The organism is Vibrio jasicida CAIM 1864 = LMG 25398, from assembly GCF_000400365.1.
Classification (GTDB): Bacteria; Pseudomonadota; Gammaproteobacteria; order Enterobacterales; family Vibrionaceae; genus Vibrio; species Vibrio jasicida.
Window position 1 is genome coordinate 84344 of record NZ_BAOG01000082.1, and the last position, 18329, is coordinate 102672.

16 protein-coding genes are annotated in these 18329 nt (G+C 45.8%); 9 read left to right on the plus strand and 7 right to left on the minus strand.

Annotated elements, in window-relative coordinates; translation table 11 throughout:
- Window positions 1–22: 22 nt before the first annotated feature.
- On the minus strand, window positions 23–1555 hold the full coding sequence (gene norR / locus VJL_RS20580) for a nitric oxide reductase transcriptional regulator NorR (RefSeq protein WP_038881073.1): 1533 nt from the start codon (window positions 1553–1555) through the stop codon (window positions 23–25).
- A 190-nt stretch (window positions 1556–1745) separates the two neighbouring features.
- On the opposite strand from norR, the gene norV reads away from it, so the two are divergent.
- The 5 genes from norV (at window position 1746) to VJL_RS20605 (ending at window position 6768) form a co-directional block, all read left to right on the plus strand.
- The gene (gene norV, locus VJL_RS20585; RefSeq protein ID WP_038881076.1) at window positions 1746–3248 is read left to right on the plus strand and encodes an anaerobic nitric oxide reductase flavorubredoxin; all 1503 of its coding nucleotides are present in this window, start codon (window positions 1746–1748) and stop codon (window positions 3246–3248) included.
- 8 nt (window positions 3249–3256) lie between these two features.
- Window positions 3257–4405 (plus strand): NADH:flavorubredoxin reductase NorW, encoded by a 1149-nt coding sequence (norW, locus tag VJL_RS20590; protein ID WP_038881078.1) that lies wholly within the window; start codon window positions 3257–3259, stop codon window positions 4403–4405.
- A 42-nt stretch (window positions 4406–4447) separates the two neighbouring features.
- Complete coding sequence (locus VJL_RS20595) at window positions 4448–4786, plus strand: TehB family protein (RefSeq protein ID WP_038870398.1); 339 nt, start codon at window positions 4448–4450, stop codon at window positions 4784–4786.
- A 663-nt stretch (window positions 4787–5449) separates the two neighbouring features.
- Window positions 5450–5773 (plus strand): DUF3302 domain-containing protein, encoded by a 324-nt coding sequence (locus tag VJL_RS20600; protein WP_038881081.1) that lies wholly within the window; start codon window positions 5450–5452, stop codon window positions 5771–5773.
- Window positions 5773–6768, plus strand: coding sequence for an HlyD family secretion protein (locus tag VJL_RS20605; RefSeq protein ID WP_038881084.1), 996 nt, complete (start codon window positions 5773–5775; stop codon window positions 6766–6768). The genes VJL_RS20600 and VJL_RS20605 overlap by 1 nt, the downstream gene beginning before the upstream one ends.
- A gap of 68 nt (window positions 6769–6836) precedes the next feature.
- Here VJL_RS20605 and VJL_RS20610 read toward each other — a convergent pair whose 3' ends face one another.
- The gene (locus VJL_RS20610) at window positions 6837–7739 is read right to left on the minus strand and encodes a LysR family transcriptional regulator (RefSeq protein ID WP_038881086.1); all 903 of its coding nucleotides are present in this window, start codon (window positions 7737–7739) and stop codon (window positions 6837–6839) included.
- A gap of 286 nt (window positions 7740–8025) precedes the next feature.
- Here VJL_RS20610 and VJL_RS20615 point away from each other — a divergent pair, with 286 nt between their 5' ends.
- Window positions 8026–8682, plus strand: a complete 657-nt coding sequence (locus tag VJL_RS20615) for a hypothetical protein (protein WP_038881087.1) — start codon at window positions 8026–8028, stop codon at window positions 8680–8682.
- Window positions 8683–9208: 526 nt separating this feature from the next.
- Window positions 9209–10120: a DMT family transporter gene (locus VJL_RS20620; RefSeq protein ID WP_038881090.1), complete on the plus strand. Its 912-nt coding sequence runs from the start codon at window positions 9209–9211 to the stop codon at window positions 10118–10120.
- A 61-nt stretch (window positions 10121–10181) separates the two neighbouring features.
- Here the strand turns inward: VJL_RS20620 and VJL_RS20625 are convergent, their stop codons facing one another.
- From VJL_RS20625 to VJL_RS20635, 3 genes are all read right to left on the minus strand, one after another.
- Window positions 10182–11117: an ADP-ribosylglycohydrolase family protein gene (locus VJL_RS20625; protein WP_038881093.1), complete on the minus strand. Its 936-nt coding sequence runs from the start codon at window positions 11115–11117 to the stop codon at window positions 10182–10184.
- 201 nt (window positions 11118–11318) lie between these two features.
- Window positions 11319–12551, minus strand: coding sequence for a mannose-6-phosphate isomerase, class I (gene manA, locus VJL_RS20630; protein ID WP_038881094.1), 1233 nt, complete (start codon window positions 12549–12551; stop codon window positions 11319–11321).
- A gap of 77 nt (window positions 12552–12628) precedes the next feature.
- Entirely contained in the window at window positions 12629–14536 is a 1908-nt protein-coding gene (locus tag VJL_RS20635; protein ID WP_038881097.1) for a PTS fructose transporter subunit IIABC, read from the minus strand.
- Window positions 14537–14918: 382 nt separating this feature from the next.
- On the opposite strand from VJL_RS20635, the gene VJL_RS20640 reads away from it, so the two are divergent.
- Window positions 14919–15761 carry a helix-turn-helix transcriptional regulator gene (locus VJL_RS20640; protein WP_038881100.1) on the plus strand — a complete coding sequence of 281 codons (843 nt, stop codon included), beginning with the start codon at window positions 14919–14921 and terminating at the stop codon, window positions 15759–15761.
- An 8-nt stretch (window positions 15762–15769) separates the two neighbouring features.
- On the opposite strand, the gene VJL_RS20645 is transcribed toward VJL_RS20640, so the two are convergent.
- Both VJL_RS20645 and VJL_RS20650 read right to left on the minus strand, forming a co-directional pair.
- Window positions 15770–16546, minus strand: coding sequence for a PTS sugar transporter subunit IIA (locus tag VJL_RS20645; RefSeq protein ID WP_017819357.1), 777 nt, complete (start codon window positions 16544–16546; stop codon window positions 15770–15772).
- Between the two features lie 12 nt (window positions 16547–16558).
- Window positions 16559–16858: a PTS fructose transporter subunit IIB gene (locus VJL_RS20650; RefSeq protein WP_005441202.1), complete on the minus strand. Its 300-nt coding sequence runs from the start codon at window positions 16856–16858 to the stop codon at window positions 16559–16561.
- Window positions 16859–17091: 233 nt separating this feature from the next.
- On the opposite strand from VJL_RS20650, the gene VJL_RS20655 reads away from it, so the two are divergent.
- On the plus strand, window positions 17092–18329 hold a 1238-nt coding region (locus VJL_RS20655), incomplete at its 3' end, for a PTS fructose transporter subunit IIABC (RefSeq protein ID WP_038881102.1).

The window sequence follows — 18329 nt, forward strand, 5'->3', positions numbered from 1 at the left end:
TCACAGGCTTTTTACCCAACCCCTATTTTATCCCTAGGCGTTTCGCTAATCGGTGTAAATTGCCGTTATCTATTTCAAGCTGACGTGCCGTTGCTGCCCAGTTGCCTTGATTCTCTTCCAGAGCTCGAACAATCATCGCTTTTTGGAAGGTGTCTGTGGCAGGCTTCAATCCGCCTTCTGGTAGCGCAAGCCGAGAGTTTTGCTCCGTTTCCTCTACGTTCTTGATGTTCTGATTCGGCGTTCTAATATCAAAATCTTGTTCAACTAACTCGATGTCCATAGCGTGGGTACGCGCTTTTGCCAAAACACCAGCACGTTTAATGACATGTTCAAGCTCTCGCACGTTGCCTGGCCATGAATAGTCTTTGAGTGCTTGCACCAAAGTGGGAGACAAACGAATGCTGTTTAATCCCAATTTGCTTCTCAAGCGTTCGGCAAAAAAGCCCGCTAATAACAACACATCGTCTTCACGTTCACGAAGAGGCGGAACATGAAGGGGGAAGACGCTTAGACGGTGATACAAGTCGGCTCGGAAGCGCCCAGCGGTTACTTCTTCATGCAATATACGGTTGGTGGCGGCGACAATGCGTGTGTTGACTCGAATATGGCGATCATCACCCACACGTTGAATGTCACCGTATTGTAGGGCTCGAAGTAACTTAGCTTGCAGTTCTAACGACAGTTCGCCAACTTCATCCAAAAACAGTGTGCCGCCGTCGGCTTGTTCGAACTTACCCTTACGATTACTGATTGCGCCTGTAAATGCGCCTTTAATATGGCCGAACAACTCGCTTTCCGCCACTGATTCTGGCAGCGCTGCACAATTGAGATAAACCAAAGTATTGCTAGAGCGACTAGAGCGATGGTGAATAGCGCTCGCAACCAACTCTTTACCCACGCCCGTTTCTCCCATCACTAGCACAGACAATTCAGTATCGGCGACTGCATCAATCTGCTCTTGAAGATTTTTCATGCCCTGAGAGTTACCAATGATTTCATTACTTAAGGTGCGTTTCTCGGCGTAAGAGTCGCGTGGCAGGCTCGCTTGTGTCTCTAGCTGTTCTAGTAGGAGTGCAGTGTGTAGGCCACCTGCTGCCAACGCGCTGACAAAACGTAACTCTTGGTTGCGTAGCCCATCAAATTGGTTGGGATCGAAGGCGTCAATCGTAATGGCACCAATCAGTTGATCGTCGATCAGCAGAGGTAAACCAATGCAGGAATGGACATGCAGTTTGTCATCGTGGTTTGGAATCAAGCCATCGTATGGATCAGGTAAGTCGCTGTCGGAGGGAAAGCGCACGATATCGCCTGCTCGGGCAATGGCTTCTAATCTTGGGTGTTGCTCAATAGAGAAACGGCGTCCAAGGACCTCTTTCGCCAATCCATTGATCGCTAAAGGTTTAAAGTGCTGGTCTTCATACAAAAGAAGGGCAGAAGAGTCACACTTCAATACGTCTCGAATCGTGGTTAATAACGTATCGAAGCGAGCCTGTTGAGTGAGCGCCGAGTTAAGGTCTTGCGTGATGTGTAGCCATTGCGCGATTAAAGAAGTCATAGCCAATACCGATTGTGTCAATATGACTATTGTAGTGTCTTAATGACAATTTTCAACTGTGTCTAAATGACAGTTGTCAAAGTCGGGTTTTGATTAAATTATTGAAATGTAAGGGAATTAAAAGTTGGCACGCCCAGTGCAATACAAGAAGAAATTATTTTTGTTTATCCCGTCATTCAAGGTAGTAATTATGACAATTCACGTAAAAAACAACATCCACTGGGTAGGTCAACGCGATTGGGAAGTTCAAGACTTCCACGGTACAGAATACAAAATGACAAAAGGTACCAGCTACAACAGTTATCTAATTCGTGAAGAGAAAACCGTATTGATTGATACGGTCGATCATCGATTCAGTCAACAATTCATCCAAAATTTAGAGATGGAAATCGACCTTAAGACTATCGACTTTATCGTGGTAAACCATGCAGAAGAAGATCACTCAGGTGCATTGTCGGCATTAATGGAGAAGATTCCGAATACGCCAATTTACTGTACAGAAGCGGCGATTGATTCAATTGTGGGTCATCACCACCATCCTGAGTGGAACTTCAAAACCGTAAAAACGGGCGACAGCATCGATATTGGTAACGGCAAGCAACTAGTGTTCGTGGAAGCTCCAATGCTGCATTGGCCAGACAGCATGATGACTTACCTAACTGGCGATGCAGTGCTGTTCAGCAATGACGCATTTGGTCAGCACTACTGTGATGAACGTCTGTTCAATGATGAAGTGGATCAAAATGAGTTGATGGAACAGTGTTTGCGTTACTACTCAAACATCCTAACGCCATTCAGCAGCTTGGTAACCGCTAAAATCAAAGAAGTGCTGAGCTTTAATTTGCCTGTCGACATGATCGCAACGTCACACGGTATTGTATGGCGCGATAATCCGATTCAAATCATCGAACAATATTTGGCGTGGGCAGACAATTATCAAGAAGATCGCATTACGATTTTCTACGATTCAATGTCAAACAACACTCGAATGATGGCCGATGCAATCGCGCAAGGCATTCACGATGTCGATCCTGGCGTGGCGGTCAAAGTCTTTAATGTCTCTAAGCATGATAAGAATGAAATTCTCGCCAACGTATTCCGCTCAAAAGGCATCTTGGTTGGTTCGTCCACTATGAATAACGTCATGATGCCTAAGATCGCTGGCATGCTAGAAGAAATTACTGGTCTACGTTTTAAAGCTAAAAAAGCCGCTGCATTTGGTAGCTACGGGTGGAATGGTGGCGCGGTGGATCGTATCCATGCTCGATTAACTGATGCAGGCTTTGAAACTGCAGTCAGTTTGAAAACCAAATGGCGACCAGATGGTAAAGCGATGCGTGAGTGCCGCGAACATGGTAAGAACATCGCAAAATTGTGGGCAAAGCATGACCTGACTAGTCCTGTTCTTGCTCCGGCGATTACTGCGTCCGCACCACAAGTTCAATCACAACCCGCTGCGCCAGCGACAACACAAGCGGTAGTAGATGCTGCTCCTAGCAACCCTAGTACAGAGGCGCATCCTGCAGATTGTCAATGCATGGTTTGCACCGTTTGTAATTGGGTATACGACCCAGCTCAAGGCGAGCCTAACCAAGGTGTTGAACCGGGTACAGCTTGGTCGGAAGTGCCAGATTACTTCTTGTGCCCAGAATGCCATTTAGGTAAAGACGTTTTCGTTGAATACAACGGTTAGGAGGGAATATGCAAGCACCTATTGTAATTATTGGCAGTGGCTTTGCCGCTTACCAATTGGTGAAAACTGTGCGTCGCATGGACGCAGATATTCCATTGCAAGTGTTTACTGCCGATGATGGCGCTGAATACAACAAGCCTGATTTGAGTCATGTATTCAGCAACAAGCAAACCGCCCAAGACTTAGTGGTCAAAAGTGGTGAGGCGTTCGCACAGGAACACAACATCGAACTGTTCGCCCATACCATGATTGAGCATGTCGACGTGCAAGCTCAGCAAGTGGTAGCCAACGGCCAAACCTATCCTTACTCCAAACTGGTGTTTGCGACAGGCGCGAAAGCCTTTGTGCCGCCAATATCTGGTGATGCAGCACCTGAGGTGATAACGCTAAACTCGCTACAAGAATATCAATTAGCAGAAGAGCAAATCAGCCGTGCGAAACGAATTCTAGTGATGGGTGGTGGTTTGATCGGCGTCGAGATCGCCATGGATCTCGCAACCGGTGGTAAAGCGGTTACGGTGGTTGAGCCAAATGCCCGTGTGCTCGGTAACCTGATTCCTGAATTCGTCGCATTGCCGCTCGAAAACCAACTCAAGCAGCAAGGTATTCAACTTGCGTTGGAGACTGGGGTTGTTGCGATCAATCACTCAGATGATTCGCTGGTGGCGAGTTTGAGCAAAGGTGAAGAAGTCGAAGCCGATGTAGTGATTTCAGCTGCGGGTTTACGTGCTAACACTTGGTTAGCGAAGGCTTGTGGGGTGAGCGTGAACAGAGGCATCGAGGTAGATGCCCGATTACAGACATCAGTTGCCAATATATTTGCATTGGGCGATTGTGCCGAGATCCAAGGTCGAATGATGCCTTATCTCCAACCGATCGTGCTAAGTGCCAATGCTTTGGGCAAACAGCTACTAGGGCAAGAAGCAGAGCTGAAACTACCGCCTATGATGGTAAAGGTGAAAACGCCGAGCTACCCAATTCAATTGGCAGGCGATTTTAGTTCGGTGACGAACTGGAGCGTGCAGATTTCTCAAACTGGCATTGCCGCGAAAGCAGAAGATGAAAATAGCCGACTCATGGGCTTCGTCGTGACGGGAGAACAAGTTACGCAAGCATTTCCATTACTTCGAGAGTTGTCTCAAGCCGGTCAGGCTTAACCGATTTAAACGAAAAGAATTGTAATTAGAGAGGGTATCATTATGTCGCATCTACGAATTCCTAAAGACTGGACTGTTCAACGTTCAACGCCTTTCTTCACTAAAGACAATGTGCCACCAGCGCTACTGACTCATCACAATACCGCTGAGGGTGTGTTTGGACAGTTGTGTGTCATGGAAGGGCAAGTGACTTACTACGGCTTTGCTGATGAACACGCCACAGAAGCAGAAGTAGTGGTGGTGATTAATGCAGGCCAGTTTGCTACCAGCCCACCGCAGTACTGGCATCGTATTGAGATGAGCGATGATGCTCAGTTCAACATCAATTTCTGGTCGAATAAAGACAAGAGTGGGCAAGCAATGTTCCACGCGAAGAAATAACGCATACAGAAGTTAATACAGCGCTAATTTGTCGGGAAGAAGCGTTTACTATCAAGCTTAATCATTAAACGTAGGTGAAAGGGCAGAGATTCGTCTCTGCTCTTTTTATATGTATGCTTTGGGGCACTTTAAATTCTTCACGGGTTTGTTCTGTGACTCTTATCACTAAGCAATAACTGTCAGTCAATTGAATTGGTGTTATGTTATAACATAATTTCAATTCCATTTTGAACAGTCAAAGAATAAAAGTGATTTTAGGTTTGTTGCTTGTGCCGGGTTATTAATACCCGTTTAGAGAGATGGAGGGGTCCAATCGATTTTTTCGGAATATTTACTGGTCTTGCAACCTTATCCAAAGCGATATCAATATTGGTATCGCTTTTTTTCTGCTTGTAGAAAGCGAGATTCGATCCTGTTCTGTTTATTCTGAAACTATTCAGAACTTGAATGGGTATAGAGGTCTAACTTGATGATTTTATGGACAATTAAATATCACTAAACTGTCATTTAAACAGGAATCAATAGTCCTGATGTAAGCCTCATCCTACTATTTCTTCATTGCGACGGAGCGACAAGCTTAAGGAAAGTCATCACTCAGTTACGTTTTAGCAGTGTTTAGTGCGTCTTAAACGTCTAGAACGTCTTAAACTAGGAGCTTCCACAATGAATTTAACCCTGGACTACGCCTCTCTGGCGATCTTATTTGTGGTGCTGTTGATTCTGATTTTTGGATTGATTGCCCTGCACGATATTCCCTACGAAATTGCGAAAAAACGTAACCACCCTCATGCCGATGCGATTCATGTTGCGGGATGGGTGAGCTTGTTCTTCCTTCATGTGATTTGGCCGTTCCTTTGGATCTGGGCAACCATGTACGACGGGGAGAAGAAAAACTGGTTAGGTGCTAAGCCTTCGATATCTCAACAAGATTACGAGCAACTGTTGGTCCGCATCAATCAACTTGAGCAAGCGAGAGGGGAAGAATAATGGAAACACTCATCATCCTAAGTTACGTAGCGCTGTGCGTTATCGTGTTTCGAGTATTTCGTGTGCCTAAAACCAAGTGGACACTCACCACGGCGTCGGTCATTGGCATGTTCATCGTTGGTTGGATTTTTCTCTACATGGCGATGTATCAACCGGTTTCTCGTATGGCGCGTTTGTATAGCGTGACGACGCCAATCACTTCTCAGGTAGAAGGCATGGTTACCCAAGTGTATGTGCAAGGAAACCAGCAAGTGAAAGCGGGTGACCCACTTTACCAAATTGACGAAACGCCATTTAAAGACAAAGTGAACCGTATTCAAAGTGACATCAAACGCACGGAATCAGCGATTGATTTTTACCAATCTGAATTAGCGAGATACAAAAAGCTGGGCAGCAAAGGTTACTCTTCTCAAGAGAAAATCGACAACATTGAGAACCAATTACTGGAGCAAAAAGCCAATCAAAGCAAATACCAATCCGAGCTCGAAGTTGCACAGTTTAATCTGAGCAAAACCACCGTTACCGCACCAACGGATGGCTATGTCACGCAAGTGGCGCTGCGTCCGGGTATGAAGAGTCGTATTGTGCCGTTTCAAGGCAACCTGACCTTCGTTCACAAAGAAGACAAACAGCTGTTTGCTGCATTTAAACAAGCACCAGCACGATATGTGAAAGTCGGGTATCCGGCAGAAGTGACCTTCAATACCATTCCCGGTCATGCTTACAAGGCCCATGTGACACAAGTAAATGACATTTTTGCTCAAGGCGCGATATCACCATCAGGCAACATGAAGTACCCAGAGCAAATTCCTGCTGGTGGCCGAATCTTAGTGAAAGTGGAATTGGATAATCCAGACTTAGTCAAAGACATGCCATTGCCCTCCGGCACAGATGCACACGTCGCGGTGTACTCACCTAAATGGGAAATGTTCAGCATCGTACGTAAAGTGATTCTGAGAATGCAGAGTTGGCAAAACTGGTTATTCGAAGGCTAATGACATCAAGGGCAAAGCTGCAGGTTTTGCCCTTTTTGTATGGGTGTACTGCTATTGCTCGTCTGTTACTAAATGGATTGAGTGACCGCTTGTTTAATCGCGTTCCTTAGCCATTCATGCCCTTTGTCGTTCTTTTGTGATTGGTGCCAAGTCATGTAAATAGGCACCTTATTGGCTTCAAAGGGCAAAGGGAAAGCGTTTAATCCGAGCTTGCTTGCCAAGTTGTCAGAGAACCAACGCGAGGTAACGCATATCCAATCGGTTTGAGACACTAACTGTAGCGCTGTCATGGTCGAGCCGGTGGAATAAGCCACTTGTCTCGGGGGAAGCGTATCTTCGATGATCAAAGAGTCTAAAGCGTTGGTGTTGAGCCGCTGCGTTCGCCAAGTTACATGAGACTCACGCATGAAGTCGTCGTACGTGAGCGTGTTTTGAATACGAGGATGATCTTTGCTCACTGTCACCATAAGTTCCTGTTCAAACAGCAATTCATTGTGATAACCATGATCCGTCAAAGGCACGGTAGCAAGGATCACATCCACGCGTCGACGTCTTAAGTCGTCTTGACGGTCTTGTTCGTTTAAGTGTTCCACATCCGCTTCAATAGATACCAATGGCGCATGCTGAGATTTGTATTTCGCCAAGGCTGGCACGAGCATTAAATCGATATCTTTATGGCTAGAGATTCGAAACGTGCGTTGGCTGGTTTCTGGCGTGAATTCTTGACGAGATTTCGAACCGTTGATCAATAGGCTTAAAGGCTCTTTAATTTCTGCGTGTAACTCAATCGCGAAATTCGTCGGCACGATACCTCTGCCTTGACGAACAAAGAGGGGATCTTGGTATTGATCTCTTAACTTGTTGAGTGCGTGACTCACGGCGGGCGCAGTGATGTTTAACGCGGTAGCGGCATCGTTGACGCTTTTTGACTTCATGACCGCATCAAACGTTTTTAACAAGTTAAGGTCCATACATGCTCTCTCAGTTGGTTATCTTTCATTGTAAGCAGACTATGAAAGTAAAATAAAGTTTAAGCACATTTGGCAAGCGTTCGTTCTAGAAGGGAGAATAAAACAGGCTTTTACTGAGTTGATTTGCTGTTAATTATATGAATAAAAAGGGTTTTATATGATTTTGTGGTAATTTTAGTCCTGATATATGGATCTAATATCACAAATTTTTATATTAAAGTTGTTTCATATTTGTTTAGTGAGTTAGTTTCCCTCTCGAATCTAATGAGGAGAATAGAACATTACTATGAAAAATATAAAAGTTGCAGTCGTCTTCATCGCTGGTATTAGCCTACAAGCTCATGCCAACAACTCAGTTGATATCACCAGTAGCACGCCTGAGGGAGTACATACAAAGTTTGAATCTGCTCATCAAGTCCATGATCGTATGGCGTCTTCTGGTTTTACGCTGCATCGTTGTGGTATCCAGTCTATCAAGAGAGGCCACATGGCTGATCAAGATATGGAAACCCCACATAGCCAGATTACTTGTATGTACTCAAAACCTGGTGCGCAAGTTACGGATGAATCCGAAATTGCTTATTGGCACTTAAACGTCGTTTACGATATGGGCAGCCAAATGTACAAAGCGGGCCACGAGTTTACCGATATCTATCAGACTCATATCTACACGCTAACACCAAGCTACCTTTTAGATGCTGCTCCTAACTTTCATCAGCAAAGAGCAAGTCTTCAGTCATCTGGTAAGAGCGTAGGTGAGTGTGAGTTGCAGCAAATTTACTACTTTATGAAGCCGACAGAGGCAACGTACCTTTCGCATGTTGCAACTTGCCCAGTTTATGCCGCAGAAGGTGAACTATCAGGTCACTTGAATGTTGCTATCGACTACAACTCAGAAAGAAAAGGCTATACGGAAGCTAGTGTTGGCTTTGAATCTCTATAGTCTTTTAGATTAGTCAGTATTCAACCTTTCGCTTTATGCACCAGTTAATGACTGGTGCATTTTTAACTTTGCTGAGACTCTCTGACAGCTTTACTTGTCTGTGCGAACCCTAAAAAATACCCTAGCCTGCATTGGCTCAGTCAGAGCGTTAAGGATTGCTAAAGAATTATATGCTATTGGTTATATATATTGTCAGCCATCACACTACTACGCCGTTAAGGTGATGGAGTGGTTAGTACATGTGATTTATGAAGGATAAACTCCATTTAGAACGATTTACTGCGCTCAACTTGGATCGCACACTTTATAGCTTTCTAAAACCACAAATAAAACAATGACATTGCCATGTGTCTTTTTTGTGGAGTAAATTTTCTCTAATTAAGGCTTTTGTAGAATAAATTTCCATATCTATTTAAATAGTGTTTGTAAATGGTAAAACATTTCTAGATGGAAGTTTTTAAAATGTGGCACGTCAATCTGGTGAAACAAGCCAGTGAATATTAAATGTTTTAAGTAAGTCGTCGTCATGAATTCAAAATCTTTTACTGCTGTACTCTTTCTATCCGTGTGTTTGATCTGGGGAACCACTTGGTTCGCAATGGAAGTCGCATTGCACTCTATTCCCCCTGTTCTTGCCACAGGTATGCGTTTTTTCCTTGCTGCGCCTTTGCTGTTTGTGATGGCAAAAGCATTCAAACAACCTTTGATGTTCCCAAAGGGTAAACGTCATTGGATTTTTATCGTGGCTGTTTTCTACTTTGCGATGCCGTTTACTCTGATGATTTACGGAGAGCAATACATCTCATCGGGTCTTGCATCGATTATTTTTGCCAACATGCCGGTTGCGGTGATGCTAATGTCTGGCCTGTTTTTAGGGCTGCGTTTAGCGCGTCACCAAGTGTTTGGCTTGTTGACGGCAGTGGTAAGTCTTTGTCTGATTTTGGGCAACGAGATGCAACTGGGTGGGGAAGATTACTTACTGGGTACGATGTCATTAGCTCTCGCGGTGGCAATGCATGCAGTGATGTATGTGCTAGTTCAAAAATACTGTAAGGACATTCAGGTGCTGACTTATAATGCACTGCCTTGTTTTATTGCTTCTCTTCTACTATTTGCTTTATCAGCAGCCTTTGAGCAAATTGATGTATTGGCGTTTACTTACGACTCAGTTCTAGCGGTGGTTTATCTTGGCTTTGTAGCAAGTGTTGGCGGTATTGTGGCTTACTTTAAACTTGGTCAGGTTTCGACACCGTTTCAAGCTTCGATTTGTTTTCTGATTTTCCCTTTGGTCGCGTTATTCCTATCCGCGTTTATTAATGGAGAGATGCTTTCAGAGCAGTCGATTATCTTAATGCTACCTCTTATGTTTGGCATTTTGTTAACCAAAGCTCCTAAGAAGCTTTTCAAGTTCCGCTCAGTGGCAGTACCCGCCGAGTAACGCATAGCAAGAGGCTCTCATGGGCCTCTTTTTTGCCCTGAATCCGCAACATCCCCTTCTTTTATAAACACTGCAGTAAACGGCGAGGTAGTGCGGTTTTATCCATCCAGTGATTTGGAATCGACATTGGTGAGTCGTAGTAACTTGCCCCAAGAATGGCACCGAGCGGAATAGCTCGTCCACTTGAATCGCCGCCACAGTAAATGTTCTCACGCATGGTGGTTTCGTAGCTTTCTGAGTTCATCAACAAATGACAAATCACCACAAATGAAGCGTCTAAACCGCAATGCATCCCAACGGACTCCGCAACGCTGGTGGCGCTTCTGCCGCTCATCGATTCTGCACGTTGAATATTGTTAGCAATCTTTGGAGAAACCGTCTGAGCTGCCATCACACACGCTTTGGGCGCAGCGCCTTGCAACGCCATCTGAATCATCACTGCGATAGCTTGGGCATACATAACTGCGGTGTCGTTGTTATTGGTAACCCGCACGGCGGAATCGACCAATTTAGCGAGTTTGTCATCATCGGAATGAAAAGCCACCAAAGGCGGAAGCTTGGATAATGCTGTGTTCTGAGTGTCGTCAGCCCCGCACAAAGTTACGCGCAGTTCTTTGTCTTCTAATGCATGAATGTTGAGCAGTGTTTGCTTTGTCGGTTTGTCTGTATAGCCCTGCCATTTACCACCAAAATCAAACCATTCTCGAAAGGAGCGAATGTAACGCGCCTCGTCGTAGTGTCCGGTTTGAACCAGAGCGTCTAACATGGCAACAAGCTGTGCGCCGTAGTGGGTGAGATCACCGACTCGCTTGCTACCGTGGGCAAAATAACCTTTGTCATGGTATTCAGTTCGGTTAGGTTGATGAAATTCCGGATGTGGAGAACCAAACTGCCTGACGAGTTCTTGATCGTAAAGCCAATGAAATCCGAGAGATGCTGCATCACCGACGAGTGCGCCGATAATGGCATGAAGAGAGCGAGCGTTTCTATGAGTCATCTTGCCACCTTTGTCAACAGGGCTACTCAATAAGTCTTACACAGTTTCTTGGTTTTGTAGGGAAATTTTTCTTTTTTGGATCAAGACTATAGTGCTCAATTAACCATTGCTTTACTAGGGTTAAAAAGACTAAGGTTAAAAGCAAAACGCCCCGCGAGTGGCGAGGCGTTGGTTTTAGTTGCGTACTATTAACAATAACGATTAACTGTAAGCGCGTGCGACGCGACCTTCACAATCCAAAGTAACCTGTTTTGCGTAAGCCGGAATGAAAACTGATTGTCCTTTTTCAACTTCGCATGTTTCGCCGTTTGCGTGAGTCAGCACAAGTTTGGTATCCAGAGGCATAAGGATCTCAGCGGTTTGAACTTCAAGAGTACGCTGGTGAGCTTGCTTAACGATGGCGAATTTGAAATCATCCACGGGAATAGGGTATTCCAACATGTCGTCGATTTCGTTTGGTGCGAGCAATAGGCTGTCGAACGGCTTCTCGTTGAAACGTGTGCATGCAACAAGTTCTTTCACGTCCATGTATTTTGGTGTCAGACCCGCGCGCAGTACGTTGTCTGAGTTCGCCATGATCTCAAGCCCCGTACCTTTTAAGTAAGCGTGTGGCGTTTCTGCATCTAAGAACATGGCATCGCCCGGTTGTAGGGTAATGACATTAAGCATCAGTGGTGCAAACAAACCAATATCGCCAGGGTATTGCTTCTCTAGCTCAAGAATAAGGTTGAACAGAGGTAAGTCGGTGATGCGAGCTTGAGCCAATAGCACCGTCAACGCCATCTCTTTCTGTTCACCTTCTAGTGATAGTAGACCCGAGAAGAAGGTCGCCAAGCCTGTTGGCGTCTGGTTTGCGATAAGGTCATCCACCAGGCCTTGTAGCTCAGGAATTGCCAGCTCAGAGAAGAAGCTGATGATTTCACTTGTTGGGCGGAAGCCATTCATCGCTTGGTATTGGGTTAGCGCGTAAACCAATTCCGGTTTGTGGTTTGGATCTTTGTAGTTGCGGTTTGCAGCGGTTAAGGGGATGCCTTGTTTTTCTTCCAGTGCAAAACCTAGCTCTGCTTGTTGTTTGTTTGGGTGGACCTGAATCGACAGCGCTTTCTCAGCGGCAAGCACTTTAAACAGGTATGGAAGTTCACCAAAACGGTTTGTGACTTCTTCACTCAGAAAGGCATTCATGTCTTGAGCAATCAGTGAAGAGAGCTTGGTCTCCTCACCGTTTACCATCACCAATGAGCAACCGTTTGGATGCGCGCCCATCCATACTTCTGCTTGTGGTTCGCCCGTTGGGTTTTCAATGCCAAACAGTTGGTTAACAGAAGTAGTACTGCCCCAAGCGTAGTTTTGAATCACGTTGTTCATCAGGAAAAACATCTGATGCTTAGCTTGAGTTTGAATCGTTTGTGTATCGGACATCGTTAAATCAGACATAGAGTGTCACCATGAGAGAAAATCATGGCTTGGGCGACATTGCCCAAGCCATAGGAGCCATTTGGGGGTAGGGGTGATTAAGCGGCCGCTTGCATCATTTTTGCTTTGCGAACTTTCTTCAGAGTTACACACGTTACTGCGGTAACTACTGCGCCAGCTGCCATACAAATCAGAGCAAGTACTGGGTGGTTCATCGCGCCAAGTAGAGCCACAACTGGACCGCCGTGAGCAACACTGTTGGTAATGCCGAATGAGAACGCCATTACTGCCGCTACCATTGAGCCAAGTACGTTTGCAGGAATCACTGACATTGGATCTTGCGCTGCGAACGGAATCGCACCCTCAGAGATACCAACCAGACCCATTGCACCAGCTGCTTTGCCCGCTTCGGTTTCTGATTCTTCGAACAGGTCGAACTTACGACCAAGCGCCGTTGCCAGTGCCATGCCTAGAGGTGCAACAGGGATTGCACACGCCATCGCACCCATAAATTGAGTTTGACCGCTCGCAATCATGCCCACAGAGAATAGGAACGCGACCTTGTTGAATGGACCACCCATATCGAAGCCAGCCATACCACCAAGTACGATGCCTAGTAGAACGACGTTACCTGTACTCATGCTTGTTAGTAGTGCAGTCAGACCGTCCATTAGGCTTGCGATTGGCGCGCCGATAACGAAGATGAAAAGACCAGCGATGAATAGCGAACCTGTGATTGGCGCAATCATGATTGGCACCAAAGGTTGAATGAATTTGTGGTAGTTAATCGACGTAATCCACTTCACGAAGTAACCCACAAGCAGACCAGCGATGATGGCACCGATAAAGCCTGTACCTGCGTCTGCACCGTAGAAAGAACCGTTGTTTGCAATCCAACCACCGATCAAGCCAGGAGCTAGAGCAGGACGGTCAGCAATCGCGTAAGCAATGTAACCCGCTAGGATTGGGATCATCAGCGTAAAGGCAACCACACCTACGTTGAGGATTTGGTTCCACATGCTGCCTTCAGGAATTGCCATGCCCGCTTCACTTGGCTGACCACCGACTGCAAGAGCAAGTGCAATCAACAGACCACCTGTTACAACGAATGGGATCATGTGTGATACACCGTTCATCAAGTAGCGGTAGAGGTCCGAGCGAGCCTGAGAGGCTTTGTTTGCAACAGACGCTTGTGCATTGCTGCTTGCTTCTGCTTGGTATTCTGGAGCGCTTAACGCTTCGTTAATCAGACCTTGTGCATCGCGGATAGGTGCTTTTACGTTGGTTTTAACCACGCGTTTGCCCGCAAAGCGGTTCATGTCGACTTGTTTGTCACATGCCACGATGATTGCGTCTGCACGTTCGATTTCTTCTGCGGTTGGGCTGTTTTTCACACCGATTGAACCGTTCGTTTCAACCTTGATTTCGTAACCCATCGCTGCTGCACCTTTCTCTAGCGCTTCTGCCGCTAGGTAAGTGTGTGCAACGCCCGCAGGACAACCAGTAACACCAATGATGAAGCCTTGGTTTGCTGGTGCGTCTGTCACTGCTTGCGGCTCTTCTTTAGCAAGTAGGAGTGCCAGTGCGTCTTGGCTGTTTGCTGTACCTAAGAATGCATCAATGAAACCATCTTCAATCAGTTTTGAAGACAGCTCTGCAAGAACTTCGATATGGTGGTTATCGCCACCGTCTGGAGAAGCGATCATGAAGAACAGTTTTGAAGGCAAACCGTCTTCAGCGCCGTATTCGATACCTGATTTGCTTACGCCGATCACAACCGCTGGTTCAAGAACCGCGGCACTTTTCGCGTGTGGGATAGCAACGCCATCCTCAAATCCGGTATTACCTAACTCTTCACGTGCTTTTATATCTGCAAGAAATTGCTCTTGGTCTGAAATACGACCTTGGGCGTGTAGAACTGCAACCAGTTCTTTAAATACGTCTTCTTTTGAAGTCGCTTGAAGATCAAGCTTAATCAAGTCTTCATTTATTAGTTTGGTGATCATTGTCGAACCCCTATAAATATAATTTTTATTTCAGGGGTATTTTGAAATTAACCAAGCGGAGACAGTAGTGAAGAAAAAATGCATTTACTGGATGATTGTAACCGCCCGACTAGAGTGTGATGTAGATCGTCTACTGGATAAACTTACTGCATATCTGTGACATTATGTGGAAGTCGATGAACCATAAGTGAAATGTGTTATTGCTCCCATATATAAGGGTTTGAAGACTTTGTTGATGATTTTCTAGACTGGATAATTGATGCGTTAACTGAATTTTTGTAACGTTAAAGTGGAAGTGTGATTTTGCTCAATAGCACAAAAATCCAGTAGGGTGTATATCTATAGGTATAGCATCATGGATGCGTGTTTAAGAGTACGTAAAATGATTTTTCATGATTTGATTTCATCAGTATTAAACGAGCGAGAACCATTCCATAATATATGGTTTGCTGGTGATTTTCATACACCACCTGAATTTAGCTATCAGGTTAACTTCCCTCGATTAGAATTGGTCTTGTCTGGTGAATATATTAATGAAATGGAAAGTCATGATCGCAAAGTGACGCATATCGTGGCGAAAAGCGGTGATGCGATATTTATTCCGCCTAACTGTTGGAATAAACCTGACTGGGATACAGATTGCTCGGTATTAAGTATTCTCTTCGGTCGCCGTCAATTGGGTTTGAGTCTCGTGTCCAAACGTAAAGGGGAAGCGAGCTTTTACGATATCCAAAAGCACAGTATTCAAACTCGTTCTGGATTTGCCATTGATAATATCTTGGAAGCACTGAGTTCATTAGCTCGTGAGTGTAATAAGAAGCCAATGGATGAGTTGTTGCTACAAGCCTTGTTGCAATACGCTAAGTCGATGTTAGATGCACCTATAGAGACGCAGGCGCACAGCCGAGTGCAAGATCTGTATCAGGGCATTTGTATCTACATCCAAGAGAACTTTCACCGCCCAATTACACGTGACAGTATTGCGTCGAGGTTCAGCATCTCTTCTAACCATTTATCGCGTTTGTTCCGTCAGCAAGGTCACATGACGCTAGCCGATTACATTACGTGGGTACGAGTAGACCGCGCAAAATTTATGCTCAAGAAATACAACTTTAAGTTGAATGAGGTATCGGTGCGCTGTGGATTCAAAGATGTGAACTACTTCTGCCGAGTCTTTAAGAACCGCACGGGCAGAACGCCAACGGAATATCGCGGTTCAATCTAGAACAGATCCTAAGCAAGCAGCCTCGACATGGCGTACATCAGAAGCGCCTGCAAGTCGACGCTGCTTTTTGTTAGCAGTAAACGCTCAGCCATTTGGTCGGTCAGCAGGTTACGGGTTAAGTTGGTTGCCGCAATGATGTGTTCGCGAGTCGGTTTCGCTGGCATTACTAATGCGATAGCAAGATGCACTTCCCCCATTTTTGATGCCCAATCCATCGGAATCTCGTTAGCGATAACCGCAACAGAGATGTGGTCCACACCTTCGAACATGACATGTGGTAGAGCAATGCCCGGTGTTACTGCGGTTGAGGATCGTTCTTCGCGTTTGATAAAGGCGAGAATGAGTTCGTCTGGGTGAATCGGATGAATCAGTTGCGCTAGCCCTTTCAAGCACTCAAATTTGGTGAGTTCAGTGTGCGCTTTGGCGTAATGCCATTTAATTTCACAAGGCGGGCAGATTTGCGGAAGACGCTCAGCAAGTTGGCTTGAGAACTCGTAGTTGATGTGAGAACCCACAACGGTAAAGTTCTCAGCAATCATATCTTTGATAACGAAACAGGCAAGCTCGGCATCAATACCAATAGCCGTGATTTGACACAAGTCGCCTTGCTGCAAGCCAACTTGTAAAACCGCGATTGACTTAGTGAGCTCAGCAACGCGATTTTGGGTTATGTTGATGATGTGTAATGTGCTTTTGAACTTTTTGGCGACGCGATTAAGGGGCTGCGCTACGTGAGCACTGGCATTGATATCATCGACAAAAAAGGTGATCTGGTATTCGTTCATCAGCACAGCGTATCATCGACAGTGTACAAGGAACACTTTATCGACATTAAGTAACACGTCTTCAATAGGGATTTGGACTTTGTTGGTGCCTTCAAAGCGAGCTGGTTGTTCAATCTCAATATCGGACACAATTAAGACACGATCCGCTTGTGCAATATCGTGGGGAGTGAGCTGATTCTCAATACCCATCGCGCCTTGCGTCTCAACCTTAATTTGTACGTTATGCTTAGGCGCAGCTTTCATTAGTGCATCTGCCGCCATATAAGTATGAGCGATGCCTGTAGGGCACGCTGTCACCGCTACGATCTTCATGTTCTATCCACTTTATTTTTTTGTGGATTTTAGCATAGTGACCGTCGGAAGGATGGATTTAAAGCAGATAATCGCAAGAGCTCTATCACAGTTTAAATCTCATGTTACATTAATCCAGTTAATGCACTTTTTGTCCTGTATTGGAAAGGACGAGTGTTGGTTACTCTGTACACAGTCATAGATGGAATAAATAACTCATGACTCTCGAGCGTGAACATTGCAAGGTACAAACAATGGACATATTAAACCTTATTGAGCCGGAAACCATTTGCTTGGATTTGCAGGCTCAAACCAAAGATGAAGCGCTCAAAGAGCTCGTCGAATTGTTGGACGCGGCGGGCAAGCTCACTAGCAAAAGTCAGTTCTTGGCGGACATTTGGAAACGAGAAGAGATTGGCAATACCGGCTTTGACGAGGGTATTGCCATTCCTCACGCCAAAAGTAATGCGGTCGCTAAACCCGCAGTCGCAGTGGGCATCAGCCGAAAAGGGATTGATTACGGTGCCGATGACGGCGAACTGTCTGACGTATTTTTTATGCTGGCTTCTCCGGATGGGGATGACCATCATCACATCGAAGTCTTGGCACAAATTTCCACCAAAATCATTGAAGATGGTTTCGTTAACAAGTTAAAAGCGGCGGAGTCGGTGGAGGAAGCGCGCGAGCTACTTACTGATATTCAATCGAACACGAATGACTCTGGTATCGATCCTTTAGAGTTTGCATCTGAGCCACTCAGCCCTTGGGCGCAAAAGCTCGGCAGAATGAAAGAACACTTACTGTTTGGCACCTCTCATATGATTCCGTTTATTGTCGCGGGCGGCGTATTGCTGTCTCTGTCTGTGATGATTTCAGGTCATGGAGGTGTTCCGGAAGAGGGGATTCTGGCAGATATCGCTGAGATGGGTATCGCAGGCTTGACGCTCTTTACTGCGGTATTGGGTGGTTACATTGCCTATTCGATTGCGGATAAGCCGGGTCTGGCTCCGGGTATGATTGGCTCATGGATTGCGGTTAGTCACTACAACACCGGCTTCTTGGGCGCGATTGTCGTCGGATTTTTCGCCGGCTTTGTGGTTTGGCTACTGAAGAAGATTCAATTGCCGGACAGCATGAGTTCGCTCGGCTCTATCTTTATCTACCCACTGGTTGGTACGTTTGTCACCTGTGGCGCAGTGATGTGGGTGATTGGTTCACCTATCGCCAGCGCAATGACGACCATGAACGATGTGCTCACAGGTATGGCGGGCTCTGGCAAAGTGATGTTGGGCACCGTACTGGGCGCAATGACCGCGTTTGACATGGGCGGCCCTATCAACAAAGTGGCGACCTTGTTTGCTCAAACACAGGTAAATACGCAACCGTGGCTAATGGGTGGCGTCGGTATCGCGATTTGTACCCCGCCTCTGGGCATGGCGTTAGCGACTTTCCTATCGCCAAGTAAGTTTAAACGTGATGAGCGTGAGGCGGG

Bases quoted from the DNA above. Each gene is read 5' to 3' on its own strand.
- norW (WP_038881078.1), top strand. From the start codon at position 3,257: ATGCAAGCACCTATTGTAATTATTGGCAGTGGCTTTGCCGCTTACCAA.
- norR (WP_038881073.1), bottom strand. From the start codon at position 1,555: ATGACTTCTTTAATCGCGCAATGGCTACACATCACGCAAGACCTTAAC.
- VJL_RS20620 (WP_038881090.1), top strand. From the start codon at position 9,209: ATGAATTCAAAATCTTTTACTGCTGTACTCTTTCTATCCGTGTGTTTG.
- VJL_RS20645 (WP_017819357.1), bottom strand. From the start codon at position 16,546: ATGAACGAATACCAGATCACCTTTTTTGTCGATGATATCAATGCCAGT.
- VJL_RS20635 (WP_038881097.1), bottom strand. From the start codon at position 14,536: ATGATCACCAAACTAATAAATGAAGACTTGATTAAGCTTGATCTTCAA.
- VJL_RS20605 (WP_038881084.1), top strand. From the start codon at position 5,773: ATGGAAACACTCATCATCCTAAGTTACGTAGCGCTGTGCGTTATCGTG.
- VJL_RS20615 (WP_038881087.1), top strand. From the start codon at position 8,026: ATGAAAAATATAAAAGTTGCAGTCGTCTTCATCGCTGGTATTAGCCTA.
- norV (WP_038881076.1), top strand. From the start codon at position 1,746: ATGACAATTCACGTAAAAAACAACATCCACTGGGTAGGTCAACGCGAT.
- VJL_RS20600 (WP_038881081.1), top strand. From the start codon at position 5,450: ATGAATTTAACCCTGGACTACGCCTCTCTGGCGATCTTATTTGTGGTG.
- VJL_RS20625 (WP_038881093.1), bottom strand. From the start codon at position 11,117: ATGACTCATAGAAACGCTCGCTCTCTTCATGCCATTATCGGCGCACTC.
- manA (WP_038881094.1), bottom strand. From the start codon at position 12,551: ATGTCTGATTTAACGATGTCCGATACACAAACGATTCAAACTCAAGCT.
- VJL_RS20610 (WP_038881086.1), bottom strand. From the start codon at position 7,739: ATGGACCTTAACTTGTTAAAAACGTTTGATGCGGTCATGAAGTCAAAA.
- VJL_RS20595 (WP_038870398.1), top strand. From the start codon at position 4,448: ATGTCGCATCTACGAATTCCTAAAGACTGGACTGTTCAACGTTCAACG.
- VJL_RS20640 (WP_038881100.1), top strand. From the start codon at position 14,919: ATGATTTTTCATGATTTGATTTCATCAGTATTAAACGAGCGAGAACCA.
- VJL_RS20650 (WP_005441202.1), bottom strand. From the start codon at position 16,858: ATGAAGATCGTAGCGGTGACAGCGTGCCCTACAGGCATCGCTCATACT.